This window comes from Xanthomonas sp. D-109, assembly GCF_017746095.1.
Lineage (GTDB): Bacteria > Pseudomonadota > Gammaproteobacteria > Xanthomonadales > Xanthomonadaceae > Xanthomonas_A > Xanthomonas_A sacchari.
In genome coordinates this window covers 192,834-206,077 of sequence record NZ_JAGHWV010000012.1, presented here as the reverse complement: position 1 = coordinate 206,077, position 13,244 = coordinate 192,834, and the positions used below count along the sequence as shown (strand labels likewise).

Sequence of the window (13,244 nt, the reverse complement as noted above, 5' to 3'; positions counted from 1 at the left end):
GGCGAGGCCGCCGCGGCGCTGGCGCTGTGGCAGGCCGGCCGCCTGGACGTGACCGCGCCGGCCGCCGATCCGCTGCACGAACGCCTGCGCCAGCGCCTGCTGCGGCCGACGCCGCGGGTGCAGGCCGGCTTGCGCCTTCGCGGCCTGGCGCGGGCCTGCGTGGACGTCTCCGACGGCCTGCTGGCCGACCTGGAGCACATCTGCGCGCGCAGCGGCGTCGGCGCCGAACTGGACCTGGCCGCGCTGCCGGCGGTCGCCGCCCCGGCCGACGCGGACCCTGCGCAGGTGCACGCCTGGCAACTGGGCGGCGGCGACGACTACGAGTTGTGCTTCACCGCCGACCCGGCGCAGCGCGCGGCGATCGCGCAGGCGCTGCAGGCGGCCGGGGTGACGGCGACGCCGATCGGGCGCGTCGTCGCCGGCGGCGGCATCGTGGTGCGCGCTGCCGGTGGCCAACCATGGCAACCGCCGCGCAGCGGCTACCAGCACTTTCTGAGCTGAGCCGCGTGGCCTGGGCGCGCGCCGGCCACGGGCCGCGGCGCCAGCACGTTTGGGCCGCCCGCCAAGGTCCTTCCATACCGTGCCGCACTGCGGCGTGAATATCGCCCGTACCCGGTGGTACGGTCCGCCTGCCCGGCCCCACGTCGAGCGCTTGTCACCGTTCTGGCATTACCGTTCCGGCAGCCGGCCATCCCGGTCCGGCGCCGCTTGGGAGGCAGTCCATGCGCATGTCCGTGTCACGTCGCATCGCCCTTGGCGCGATGTTGCTGGTGTTCTCCGCCGCCGCGGCTGCGGCCGGCTTCACCAAGCAGTACCAGAGCATTTCCAGTTTCGATGGCACCAAGCTCGGCGCGCTCGTCCTGGTGCCGCAAGGGCAGGGGCCAGGGCCGTTCCCGCTGGTGGTGATGCCGGCCAGCTGGTCGCTACCGAACCTCGAATACGTGGGCCGTGCCAGCGAACTGGCCAACGACGGCTACGTGGTGGTGAGCTATACCTCGCGCGGCTTCTGGGATTCGCAGGGGTTGATCGACATCGCCGGCGCACCGACGGTGGAGGACGTCAGCGCGGTGATCGACTGGGCGCTGGCCAACACCCCGGCCGACGCCAAGGCGATCGGCGTGTCGGGCATCTCCTACGGCGCCGGCACCAGCCTGCTCGCCGCCGCCCGCGACCCGCGGATCAAGGCGGTGGCCGCGCTCAGCGGCTGGGCCGACCTGCAGGCCTCGCTGTACGCCAACAGCACGGTCAGCCAGCAGGGCGTGGGCCTGCTGGTCGCCGCCGGGGTCGCCACCGGCCGGCCCGGTCCGGACCTGGCGCGGATCACCGCACACGTGGCCGTGGGTGACTACGACGGCGCGGTGCAGGGCTTCCTGCCCAAGGCGGCCGAACGCGGGGTGATCAACGAGGTACAGGCGCTCAACCGCAACGGCCCGGCGGTGTTGATGGCCAATGCGTTCAACGACGGCCTGTTCCCGCCGAACCAGTACATCGACCTGTACAACCGGTTGAGCGTGCCCAAGCACCTGATGTTCAGCCAGGGCGACCACGCCACCGCCGAACTGCCGGGCGCGCTGGGCCTGCCGAACCAGGTGTATACCGAGGCCACGCGCTGGTTCGACCGCTATCTGAAGGGCCGCGACAACGGCGTGGACCGCGAAGCGCCGGTGCAGCTGTCGACTGTCGGCGGCACCTGGCTCAGCTATGCCGATTGGAACAGCGTGCAGGCCGGCGCCACCCGCTACGGCCTGACCGGCCCCAGCGGCCTGTTGCTGCCGACCGGGTCGCTGACCAGTGGCAACAGCAGCGGCTGGAACTACCGCATCGCCACCGATGTGCCGACGCTGGCCGATTCCGGCGTGGTGATGGTCAGTGGCCTGCTGCAGGGTCTCGGCCAGCCGGTGACCACCTCGATTCCGCTGGTCAGCCGGGTGGGTGCCGCGGTGTGGAGCGGTCCGGTGTTGTCCAGCGACAAGCGCCTGGCCGGCGCACCGTCGTTGCGGCTGACGGTGACCCCGAGCCAGTCCAACGTGTCGCTGTTCGCCTATCTCTACAGCATGGACAGCGCGGGGTCGGCGCAGTTGCTGAGCCATGTGCCGTACACCCTGCGCAATGCGACGCCCGGCACGCCGGTGACCCTCGACCTGGCGCTGCAGGCGGCCGCTGCCGAGATCCCGGCTGGTCGCCGCCTGGTGCTGGTGGTGGACACCAACGATCCGCGCTACACCTCGGCCAGCCGCTTCGGCGGCACCGTGAGCTTCAGCTCGCCGGCGGCGACGCCGTCGTTCTTGAGTGTGCCGTTGCACTGAGCATGGCTTCTTCCTTCTCCCTTCGGGAGAAGGTGCCCCGCAGGGGCGGATGAGGGTACGGGCGAAGCCTCGCATGGCCAGATCGGCGTGGCGCTTCGCTTGCCGGACCCTCACCCCAACCCCTCTCCCGATGGGACAGGGGCTCTAGCCTCTCCCTTCTCCCCGTGGGAGAAGGTGCCCCGCAGGGGCGGATGAGGGTCCGGGCGCAGCCTCGCATAGCCAGATCGACGCAGCGCTTCGCGCACCGGACCCTCACCCCAACCCCTCTCCCGGTGGGAGAGGGGCTTTGGCCTCTCCCTTCTCCCACCGGGAGAAGGTGCCCCGCAGGGGCGGATGAGGGTACGGCACCACGCATCGCCACACAGCGCGCACGCCACTCCCCATTTCGCGCACGAATTTACGCAGCTTTTATTCGAACCAGCGCGCGCTTTGCAACGAAGATATCCGGCGATTCCTATACTTTCCGCGCTGACGACAGGGGTGTTTGCGTGGAATCGATGGCTGCAATCTTGAGCGTGTCGCCGCCCGCAATGGTCGGGTACGGGTGCGGCATATCGCATCCGCCGACGGCGCAACAATCTGGGCTCCGTACGAGAGGACGCGACACGCCGCGTGCAGCGCGACGCCACCCTGGTTGCCGCAGCGCCTTGCAGCATCCGCCCCCACACGGTCGCGCGCGTTCGCTGCACGCGCATTGACCCGCTGACGCCGCCGCCGCGGCGCCGCATTCCAACGCCCTTGCCGCGATGCGCCACTGAGCGCATCGCCTGCGATAGCGCGTGCGCGTGACGCGTCGCGCTGTCGTTGCTTCCCTCCACCCGAAGAAGGACGGCTCCTCGCGAGCCGAGAACCCGATGTCCATGAAGCTCCACCCCCTGTTCCTGTCCCTGGCCACGCTGTGCGCTGGCCCCGCTGCTGCGGCTGGCCTGGCGGCGCCGGTTTCCGAGGCGCTGCCGACAGCGGCGCAGGACGTCGCCACGCCAACGCTGGCGCGCAGCGCCGATTGTGCCAATGGCTTCTTCTCGCGCCTGGCCTCGGCCTATCGCGAGGATGCGCAGCCGGCCGATCCCGATGCGCCGACGCCAGCGCGCCGCGGGCTGCCGGCGCCTTTCTCTTCGCCGCCGTTCCCGTCGGCCGAATGGCAGCTTGGCGCGGTCGACTACCCGGTCGGGGTGCCCAACGAGAATGCACAGTATCCGGTGGAGAAGGCGCTGGCCTGCACGCGCGTGGGGCAGTGGATGCAGCGCAACCGCATCGAGCTGTACGGCTGGATCAATCCCTCGCTCAACGCCAGCACGTCCTCGCGCAGCAACTATCCGCTGTCCTACTCCACACGGCCCAACCGCGGCGAGTTCAACCAGGCGCTGATCCGCCTGCAGCGGGTGCCGGACACGGTGCAGACCGATCATGTCGACTGGGGTTTCCACTTCGACGACCTGTACGGCTACGACTACCACTACACCACGATGAAGGGCGTCACCAGCGACCAACTGCTGCACCACCCGCAGCCCAACAGCGCGCTCAACGGCAAGATCTACGGCAACGATCCGATGATCGCGCACGTGGACCTGTACCTGCCGTCGGTGGCGCAGGGCATGCTGGTGACGGTCGGCCGCTACCTGTCGCTGCCGGACATCGAGGCGCAGTTCTCGCCGAACAACTACCTGCTGACCCATTCGATCCTGTACACGGTCGATGCCTATACCAACATTGGCATCCTCACCACCACCAAGCTCAACGACCAGTGGACGCTGCAGCTCGGCGTGCATGGCGGCGACGATTCGGCGATCTGGGACGCGACCAGCCGCCTGAGTGCGCAGGCCTGCCTGCGCTGGGTCTCCAGGAGCAACGACGACATGCTGTATCCGTGCGTGGAGTCGTACAACAACGCCGCGCAGACCTACAACAATCTGCAGGAGTTCGTGCTGACCTGGGGCCACCGCTTCTCGCCGAAGGTGCACATGCTCACCGAGGCCTACCACATCTACGTGCGCGACCAGGCGCTGGCCACCGATCCGTCGCAGTCGCATGCGCCGACCGGCCGCCCCGGTTACGCGCTGGGCGAGGCGCCGGATTTTCCGCTGGGCCGCAGCAGCGCCGACGCCATCGTCAACTACGTCAACATCCAGCTCGGCGCCTCGGACATGCTGGCGATCCGCAACGAGTTCGTGAACGACCACGACGGCCAGCGCACCGGCTTCGCCACGCGCTACTCCAGCCACACCATCGGCCTGACCCACTGGGTGTCGCAGGATCTGGAGATCCGCCCCGAGCTGCGCTACGAGCACGCCTACGACTTCCCCGCCTACGACGGCGGGCATCGCAATCACCAGGCGACGGCGCTGATCGACGCGATCCTGCATTACTGAGGACGGCACACGCGCTGCGGGCGCCGGCAGAGGCGATGCATCTGCAACGTGCGGCGCGATCGCCGGCAACGCACGGTTTTACGCAGAATTTATGCGCGCCGCGCGGCTTCGCCACGGAGAGTTTATGGCGGCGGCTTCGATAATGCCGGCCTGGGCCAGAAGGCCTGTCCGACCCGGTGTCCGTCGCTGTGTTGCGCTTCCCTTCTGCCGTCGTGCGCGTCGCGCGCGGCGGCCTTCCCATGCGATTGCGGCCTGCCATGCGGCGGGCCGTCCCCTTGTTTCGGAGTTGAGACCATGAGCGGTTGGCTTTCGTTCGTTTGCGGCGTGGCGGTGATCGTCGCGGCCGGTTACCTGCTGTACGTGATCCTGCGCCCCGAAGATTTCTGAGCCGAGTGCCACTTCCATGATCGATACATTGCTTGTCTATGCGCTCGCGCTGCTGCTGGGATGGCCGCTGGGTCTGTACCTGGCCAAGGTGATGCGCGGGGCGCCGATGCGCGGCGACGCGCTGTTCGGCTGGATCGAACGCCCGCTGTACCGCCTGCTCGGCACCGATCCGGCGCGCGGCATGCACTGGCGCGCCTACGCCGGTGCGTTCCTGGCCAGCAATCTGGTGCTGGGCGTGCTGGTGTTCGCGTTGTTCGTGACCCAGGCCTGGCTGCCGTTCAATCCCGATGCGGTGCCGAACATGCGCTGGGACGTGGCCCTGCACACCATGATCTCGTTCCTGACCAACACCAACCAGCAGCACTACTCCGGGCAGGCGCAGCTGTCGTACCTGTCGCAGGCAGTGGGCGTGGTCGGCCTGCAGTTCATCACCCCGATGATGGGCCTGGCGCTGGTGGCGGCGACGCTGCGCGGCCTGTTCGGTGGGCGAACGGTCGCACGCTCGGCCGATGCCCTATCGGCATCGGCCGCGACCGTGAGCGCCCGGCCACGGATGGCCGGGCCGGACGATCCGGAGCCGATGGCGTCGCGCCAGGGACGGCTGCCTGCTGCGGCTAGCGTGGGATTGCAGCATCAGGCGATGCGCGAGGACGACGTCGATCTCGGCAACTACTGGGCCGACGTGATCCGTCCGACGCTGCGCTTCCTGCTGCCACTGTGCCTGCTGTGGACGCTGCTGCTGACCCAGCAGGGCGTGCCCTCGACGCTGGCGGCCGGTCCGGTCGCGACGCCGCTGGACGCCAGTGCCGGGCAGCAGACGCAGAAGATCCCGCTCGGCCCGGTCGCGGCGATGGTGGCGATCAAGCAGCTCGGCACCAACGGCGGCGGCTGGTACGGCCCCAACAGCGCGATGGCGCTGGAGAATCCCACGCCGTTCTCCAACTTGCTGGAGATGCTGGGCATCGTGCTGATCCCGGTGGCGGTGGCGTTCATGGTCGGCCCGTTCACCGGGCGCCGCAAGTTCACCGCGCTGGTGTTCGGCAGCATGCTGGTGATGTCGCTGGCGTCCACCGCGCTGTCGATGTGGGCCGAAGGCAATACCGCCAGCACCGCCAGCGCCGCACTGATGGAAGGCAAGGAAGTGCGCCTGGGCGTGGACAGTTCGGCGGCGTGGTCGTCGCTGACCACGCAGACCTCCAACGGCTCGGTCAACGCCATGCACGATTCGCTGGCGCCGCTGACCGGCGGCGTGGCCATGGTCAACATGCTGATCAACGCGATCTGGGGCGGCATCGGCTGCGGCCTGCAGCAGTTCCTGGTGTATCTGCTGCTGAGCGTGTTCCTGGCCGGCCTGATGACCGGGCGCACCCCGGAGTTGTTCGGGCGCAAGATCGAGGCGCCGGAAGTGCGCCTGCTGGCGCTGCTGATCCTGTTGCAGCCGCTGGTGCTGCTCGGTTTCACCGCGGTGACCCTGGCGCTGCCGGCCTCGATGTCGGCGACCTCCAATCCCGGTTTCCACGGCATCAGCCAGGTGTTCTACGAGTACACCTCGGCGTTCGCCAACAACGGGTCCGGGTTCGAGGGGCTGGGCGACGGCATTCCGTGGTGGAACCTGAGCTGTGCCGCGGTGCTGCTGCTGGGCCGCTATCCGGCGCTGATCGTGCCGCTGATCGTGGTCGCGCAACTGGCGCGCAAGCGGGTGGCGCCGGAAACCGGTGGCAGCCTGCAGGTGGAAACCCCGACCTTCGCGCTGACCCTGATCGCGGTCATCGTGATCCTGACTGTTCTGCAATTCACGCCGGCCCTGGTGTTGGGACCGATCGCCGATCACCTGACCCTGGCCGCGCACTGAGACGATGACGATGAGCACCCCGCACCAATCTTCTTCCGTGGCCTCCGCACCGGCGCGCCGGCCCGGGCTGTTCGACGCCGCCGCGCTGCGTGCGGCGCTGCGCGACAGCGTGTTGAAGCTGTCGCCAAGGCACCTGCTGGGCAGCCCGGTGATGGCCGTGGTCTTCGCCGGCACGCTGCTGTCGGCACTGATCACCGTGGCCGGCCAGGGCTCGGCCGGCTTCGGCTGGGCGGTGACCGCGATCCTGCTGGTCACCGTGCTGTTCGGCAACTTCGCCGAGGCGGTGGCCGAGGCGCGCGGCCGCGGCCAGGCCGCGTCTCTGCGGCGCGCACGCAAGGACCTGGTGGCGCGCCGGGTCGCCAGCGTGGGCCTGGACGGCGAGGCCAGCGTGCCTGCCGCCGAACTGCGTCCGGGCGACCTGGTGGTGGTCTCGGCCGGCGAACTGATCCCCGCCGACGGCGAGATCGTGCACGGCCTGGCCACCATCAACGAGGCCGCGGTCACCGGCGAATCGGCACCGGTGCTGCGCGAGGCCGGCACCGACCGCTCCGGCGTCATCGGCGGCACCAAGGTGCTGTCCGACGAGATCCTGGTGAAGGTCACCGCCGAGCCGGGCCACAGCTTCCTGGATCGCATGATCGCGCTGGTGGAAGGCGCCAACCGGCAGAAGACGCCGAACGAGATCGCGCTGACCATGCTGCTGGCGGCGATGACCCTGACCTTCCTGATTGTGGTCGCCTCGCTGCCGGCGATCGCCGCCTTCGTCGGCGTCAAGGTGGACCCGCTGCTGCTGATCGCGCTGCTGGTGTGCCTGATCCCGACCACCATCGGTGGCCTGTTGCCGGCGATCGGCATCGCCGGCATGAACCGCGCGTTGTCGGCCAACGTGCTGGCCAAGTCCGGCAAGGCGGTGGAGGTGGCTGGCGACGTCGACGTGCTGCTGCTGGACAAGACCGGCACCATCACCCACGGCGATCGCCAGGCCACCGCGTTCCATGCGGTCAGCGGCGTGGATGTGGCGCAGCTGCGCGAGGCGGCGATGTTGTCGTCGCTGGCCGACCCGACCCCGGAAGGCAAGTCGATCGTGCGCCTGGCGCGCGAGCAGGGCCTGCCGCCGGCCGATCCGGCAGGCGCCGAGTTCATCGCCTTCACCGCGCAGACGCGCATGTCCGGTGTCGATCTGCCGGCCAACGGCATGCAGCCGCCGCGGTCGATCCGCAAGGGCGCCGCCGACGCGTTGATCCGCCACGTGACCGCGCTGGGCGGACAGGTGCCGGCGGAACTGAAGAGCCGGGTCGAGCAGGTCGCGCGCAGCGGCGCCACGCCGCTGGTGGTGGCCGAGGGTCGGCACGTACTGGGCGTGGTCGAGCTGTCGGACGTGGTCAAGCACGGCGTGCGCGAGAAGTTCGCGCGGCTGCGTGCGATGGGCGTCAAGACGGTGATGATCACCGGCGACAACCCGCTCACCGCCGCGGCCATCGCCGCCGAGGCCGGCGTCGACGACTACATCGCCGAGGCCACGCCCGAGGACAAGCTGGCGCGCATCCGCCAGGAGCAGGCCGGCGGACGCCTGGTGGCGATGGTCGGCGACGGCACCAACGACGCGCCGGCGCTGGCCCAGGCCGACGTCGGCCTGGCGATGAACTCCGGCACCCAGGCGGCCAAGGAGGCCGGCAACATGGTCGATCTGGATTCGGATCCGGCCAAGCTGCTGGCGGTGGTGGAAGTGGGCAAGCAGCAGCTGATCACCCGCGGCGCGCTGACCACCTTCTCGCTGGCCAACGATGTGTCCAAGTACTTCGCGATCCTGCCGGCGCTGTTCGCCGCCTCGATCCCGCAGATGGCCGCGCTGAACGTGATGCGCCTGTCCAGCCCGACCAACGCGGTGCTGGCGGCGTTGATCTTCAACGCGCTGGTGATCCCGGCGCTGATCCCGCTGGCACTGCGCGGCGTGCGCTTCACCCCGTCCTCGGCGACCTCGCTGCTGCGCCGGAACATGCTGATCTACGGCGTGGGCGGCGTGCTGCTGCCGTTCGTCGGGATCAAGGCCATCGACCTGCTGCTGGTGGCGTTGGGCTGACCCCAGCGCCGATCCTTACGCTCTTTCGGAATTGCCTCCATGACTGTGTCCTCCGTTTCCCCCCGCGAACCGATGCGCTGGCGCGCGGTGCTGGTGCTGCCGCTGCTGGTGCTCGGTTCCGCCGCGCTGTACTCGTTGTTGGCCACCGTGCTGGCCGGCGCGCTGTTCCCCGAGCAGGCCAACGGTAGCCTGCGCAGCCACGATGGCCGGGTGGTCGGCTCGGCGCTGGTGGCGCAGCCGTTCGCCGCCGCCGGCTACTTCCAGCCGCGACCGTCCGGCGCCAAGTACGACCCGATGTCGGCCGCCGGCAGCAACCAGGCGCGCAGCAATCCCGACCTGCGCAAGCGCCTGGACGACACCCGTCAGGCGGTGGCCGCGCGCGAAGGCATCGACCCGGCGCAGGTGCCGGACGACCTGGTCACCCAGTCCGGCAGCGGCATGGACCCGGACATCAGCGTGGACGCGGCGCGCATCCAAGTGGCGCGCGTGGCCGCCGCGCGCGGCCTGCCGCCGCAAACCGTCGCCGCCCTGGTCGCCGCGCAGACCCAGCCGCGCCAGTTCGGCGTGCTGGGGGAGCCGCGGGTGAACGTGCTGGCGCTGAATTTGGCCCTGGATGCCGGGAATGGGGAAACGGGAATCGGGAATGGGCAAAAGCAGGAGCAACAGCGGTAAATCGCGCAGCCATGTAGGCTTTGCGCTCTGCGATTCCCCATTCCCAATTCCCCATTCCCAGCACCAAATGCCCGACCCCCGCACCCAACAGGCCGACGCCCTGATCGGCGAACTGCAGCGCGAGCGCGGCGGGCGCCTGACCGTGTTCCTCGGCGCGGCGCCGGGGGTGGGCAAGACCTACGCGATGCTGTCGCGCGCGCGGCAGTTGCAGCAGCAGGGCAGCAAACTGGTGGTCGGCGTGGTGGAGACCCACGGCCGCGCCGAGACCGCGGCGTTGCTGGAAGGCCTCACCGTGCAGCCGCGGCGGCGGCTGGAGTACCGCGGCCGGACCCTGGACGAGATGGACCTGGATGCGTTGCTGGCGCTGCGCCCGCCGCTGGTGCTGGTGGACGAACTGGCCCATCGCAACGCGCCCGGCAGCCGCCACGAGCGGCGCTGGCAGGACGTGCAGGAGCTGCTCGACGCCGGCATCGACGTCTACAGCACGGTCAACATCCAGCACCTGGAAAGCCTCAACGACGTGGTCCACCGCATCACCGGCGTGCGCGTCAGCGAGACCGTGCCCGATGCGATCTTCGACCGCCTGCGCGACATCGTGCTGGTCGACCTGCCGCCGCGCGAGCTGATCGAGCGCCTGCAGCAGGGCAAGGTCTACCTGCCCGAGCAGGCCGGGCAGGCGTTGCAGGCGTTCTTCTCGCCGTCCAACCTGGCCGCGCTGCGCGAGCTGGCGATGCAGACCGCGGCCGACCGCGTCGACAACGACCTGCGCGACGTGCAGGCCGCGCAGGGTCGCACCAGCGTCGCCCTGCGGCGCACGGTGATGGTGGCGATCGACGGGCGCGGCCAGTCCGACTACCTGGTGCGGGTGGCGCGGCGCCTGGCCGAGCGCCGCGGCGCGCCATGGACGGTGGTCACCGTGCAGACCCAGGCGCAGCCGGATGCCGACTGGCAACTGGAGATCGACCGTGCGTTCGCGCTGGCGCGGCGGCTCGGCGGCGAGGCCGCGCTGCTGCACGGCGCCAACGTCGCCGACACCTTGCTCGACCATGCCGCGCGCAGCGGCGTATCCACCCTGGTGCTGGGCCGCACCCGCGAGCGCCCGCTGGCGCGCATGATCAACCGCACCCTGACCCAGCAACTGCTGCAACGCGGTGCGCACTACGAACTGGTGATCATCAGTTCGCCGGAGGCGCGCGCGCGGGCGCGGCGGCGCTGGCGCAGCCCCGCGCATTGGCTGTCGCGCGACGACCTGCTGTTCGCCACCGTGGCCTCGGCGCTGGCGGTGGTGGTGGCCTGGATCGCCGAGAGTTGGGTCGGTATCGACGACCTGTCGATGGTGTTCATCGTCGCGGTGGTGATGGTCGCGTCGAAGACGCGGATGACCGCGGCGGTGCTGGCGGCGCTGCTGAGCTTCTTCAGCTACAACTTCTTCTTCATCGAACCGCGCTTCACCTTCCAGATCGGCGCGCGCCAGGGCCTGGTCACGGTGCTGCTGTTCCTGGTCGCGGCGCTGGTCGCCGGGCGCCTGGCCTCGCGCCTGCGCATGCAGGTGCTGGCGCTGCGCGCGGTCAACGCGCAGACCACCGCGCTGCAGCGGCTCGGCCGCGAACTCACCAGTGCCGCGGATCTGGGCCAGGTGCTGGAGGCCGGCCGCCGCGCGCTCGCCGGCACGCTCGACGCCGAGGCCTGGCTGCGCCTGCAGCCGCTGGAGCGCGCGCACGCCGAGGCCGACGACTACGCGCCGTCGATGGCCGCGGTCGACCGCAGTGCCGCCGATTGGGCGCAGCGTCACGGCCAGGCCACCGGGCGCTTCACCGATACCCTGGCCGGCGCGAGCTGGTGGTTCCTGCCGGTGCGCCACGAACGCGGCACCATCGGTGTGGTCGGCCTGCGCTTCGGTGCCGGCGTGCAGCGCCCGGGCCTGGAGCAGCAGCGCCTGGCCGAGGCGATGGTCGAGGATATCGGCCAGGCCGCGCTGCGCACGCGCCTGGTCGCCGACCTGGAGAGCGCGCGGGTCAGCGGTGAGACCGAGCGCCTGCGTTCCGCGCTGCTGTCCTCGGTCTCGCACGACCTGCGCTCGCCGCTGGCGGCGATGATCGGCGCGGCCAGCAGCCTGTCCAGCTACGGCAAGGCGATGGACGCGGAGGACCGCCGCAGCCTGCTCGAGACGATCCAACTGGAAGGCGAGCGTCTGGACCGCTACATCCAGAACCTGCTGGACATGACCCGGCTCGGCCACACCGGGCTGACCTTGAACCGCGACTGGATCGGCGTGGACGAACTGATCGGCTCGGCCGCGCGGCGCCTGCAGCGCTACCAGCCGCAGGTGCGGCTGGACATCGCCCTGGCCGCGGACCTGCCGACGCTGTGGGTGCACCCGGCGCTGGTCGAGCAGGCGATCTTCAACGTGCTGGAGAACGCGGCCAAGTTCTCGCCGGCGGACGCGGCGATCCGCGTCGCCGCCGGCATGGTCGAGGGCCGCCTGCGCATCGACATCAGCGACCGCGGCCCGGGCATTCCCGAGGACGAGCGCGCGCGCATCTTCGACATGTTCTACAGCGTCGAGCGCGGCGACCGCGGCCGCCATGGCACCGGCCTGGGCCTGACCATCTGCCAGGGCATGATCGGCGCGCACGGCGGCAGCGTCGAGGCGTTGCCCGGCCCCGATGGCCGCGGCACCACGATCCGCATTACCCTGCCGCTCATCGAACCCGCCGCGCCGCCGTCCCGCCCCGATGCCGACTGAGTCCCACGCCGATCCGATTCCGCCGCCGCGCGTGCTGGTCATCGACGACGAGCCGCAGATCCGCCGGTTCCTCGACATCAGCCTGCGCGCGCAGGGCTACCGTGTCCTGCAGGCGGACACCGGCGCCGGCGGCCTGGCGCAATTGGCCGCGCACGGCGCCGAACTGGTGGTGCTGGACATCGGCCTGCCCGACCAGGACGGGCACAGCGTGCTGCGCGAACTGCGGCAATGGTCGTCGGTCCCGGTGATCATGCTGACCGTGCGTGCCGGCGAGGACGAGAAGGTGCAGGCGCTGGACGCCGGCGCCAACGACTACGTGACCAAGCCGTTCGGCGTGCAGGAACTGATGGCGCGCATCCGCGTGCTGCTGCGCATGCAGCCGGTGGCCGGCGAGGCCGAGCCGGTGTTCGACGACGGCCACCTGCACATCCACCTGGGCCTGCGCGAGGTGCGCCTGGACGGTGAGGCGCTGCCGCTCAGCCGCAAGGAGTACGCGCTGCTGGCGCTGCTGCTGCGGCACAGCGGCCGCGTGGTGACGCAGCCGCAACTGCTGCGCGAACTGTGGGGCCCCACCCATCAGGACGACACCCACTACCTGCGCATCCTGGTCGGCAAGCTGCGGCAGAAGCTCGGCGACAGCGCGGTGGCCCCGCGCTACATCGCCACCGAGCCGGGCGTGGGGCTGCGCTTCATCGGCGTGCAGTGCCCGTCCGCGTGATGGGGCGTGGCGGCTTTCCCGGCTGTCCGTAGGAGCGGCTTCAGCCGCGACCTTGGGCTTCCCGGTAACGCCCGGTCGCGGCTGAAGCCGCTCCTGCGGCGGCAACGCGTGCCC

General features: G+C 70.3%; 9 protein-coding genes. All 9 read left to right on the top strand.

What is annotated here, in order from left to right; all coding sequences use genetic code 11:
* On the top strand, positions 1-501 hold a 501-nt coding region (locus J7357_RS13880), incomplete at its 5' end, for an AIR synthase-related protein (RefSeq protein ID WP_244667510.1).
* 233 nt (positions 502-734) lie between these two features.
* Positions 735-2,306: a CocE/NonD family hydrolase gene (locus J7357_RS13875; RefSeq protein WP_209247312.1), complete on the top strand. Its 1,572-nt coding sequence runs from the start codon at positions 735-737 to the stop codon at positions 2,304-2,306.
* An 854-nt stretch (positions 2,307-3,160) separates the two neighbouring features.
* A complete protein-coding gene (locus J7357_RS13870; protein ID WP_209247291.1) occupies positions 3,161-4,675 on the top strand; it encodes an outer membrane beta-barrel protein in 1,515 nt (504 codons plus the stop codon).
* 294 nt (positions 4,676-4,969) lie between these two features.
* Entirely contained in the window at positions 4,970-5,062 is a 93-nt protein-coding gene (locus J7357_RS13865; RefSeq protein ID WP_010341961.1) for a potassium-transporting ATPase subunit F, read from the top strand.
* Positions 5,063-5,078: 16 nt separating this feature from the next.
* Positions 5,079-6,914 carry a potassium-transporting ATPase subunit KdpA gene (kdpA, locus tag J7357_RS13860; RefSeq protein ID WP_209247289.1) on the top strand — a complete coding sequence of 612 codons (1,836 nt, stop codon included), beginning with the start codon at positions 5,079-5,081 and terminating at the stop codon, positions 6,912-6,914.
* Between the two features lie 10 nt (positions 6,915-6,924).
* On the top strand, positions 6,925-8,994 hold the full coding sequence (gene kdpB / locus J7357_RS13855) for a potassium-transporting ATPase subunit KdpB (RefSeq protein WP_209247287.1): 2,070 nt from the start codon (positions 6,925-6,927) through the stop codon (positions 8,992-8,994).
* Between the two features lie 72 nt (positions 8,995-9,066).
* On the top strand, positions 9,067-9,666 hold the full coding sequence (kdpC, locus tag J7357_RS13850) for a potassium-transporting ATPase subunit KdpC (RefSeq protein WP_244667529.1): 600 nt from the start codon (positions 9,067-9,069) through the stop codon (positions 9,664-9,666).
* A gap of 67 nt (positions 9,667-9,733) precedes the next feature.
* Positions 9,734-12,412 carry a sensor histidine kinase KdpD gene (locus tag J7357_RS13845; RefSeq protein WP_209247283.1) on the top strand — a complete coding sequence of 893 codons (2,679 nt, stop codon included), beginning with the start codon at positions 9,734-9,736 and terminating at the stop codon, positions 12,410-12,412.
* On the top strand, positions 12,402-13,130 hold the full coding sequence (locus J7357_RS13840; protein ID WP_019800249.1) for a response regulator transcription factor: 729 nt from the start codon (positions 12,402-12,404) through the stop codon (positions 13,128-13,130). The genes J7357_RS13845 and J7357_RS13840 overlap by 11 nt, the downstream gene beginning before the upstream one ends.
* Positions 13,131-13,244 lie beyond the last annotated feature (114 nt).